Origin of the sequence: Enterobacter sp. PP-008-ECC_S150, from assembly GCF_045257065.1 — a bacterium.
Lineage (GTDB): Bacteria > Pseudomonadota > Gammaproteobacteria > Enterobacterales > Enterobacteriaceae > Enterobacter > Enterobacter chengduensis.
This window is the reverse complement of the sequence record NZ_JBJHHG010000085.1, coordinates 1-541: the sequence shown is the minus strand read 5'-3', so window position 1 is coordinate 541 and position 541 is coordinate 1. Positions and strand designations below refer to the sequence as shown.

Genomic DNA, 541 nt, shown 5'->3' with positions numbered 1-541 from the left:
TGGTGCCTTCGGGAACTCTGAGACAGGTGCTGCATGGCTGTCGTCAGCTCGTGTTGTGAAATGTTGGGTTAAGTCCCGCAACGAGCGCAACCCTTATCCTTTGTTGCCAGCGGTTAGGCCGGGAACTCAAAGGAGACTGCCAGTGATAAACTGGAGGAAGGTGGGGATGACGTCAAGTCATCATGGCCCTTACGAGTAGGGCTACACACGTGCTACAATGGCGCATACAAAGAGAAGCGACCTCGCGAGAGCAAGCGGACCTCATAAAGTGCGTCGTAGTCCGGATTGGAGTCTGCAACTCGACTCCATGAAGTCGGAATCGCTAGTAATCGTAGATCAGAATGCTACGGTGAATACGTTCCCGGGCCTTGTACACACCGCCCGTCACACCATGGGAGTGGGTTGCAAAAGAAGTAGGTAGCTTAACCTTCGGGAGGGCGCTTACCACTTTGTGATTCATGACTGGGGTGAAGTCGTAACAAGGTAACCGTAGGGGAACCTGCGGTTGGATCACCTCCTTACCTTAAAGAACCTGCCTTTG

Annotated in this window: 1 rRNA gene; it reads left to right on the top strand. The window is 53.0% G+C overall.

Going from position 1 to position 541, the window contains the following annotated elements:
* Nucleotides 1–521 (top strand): 16S ribosomal RNA (locus ACJBF3_RS26155); the annotation flags it as partial.
* Between the last annotated feature and the right edge of the window lie 20 nt (nt 522–541).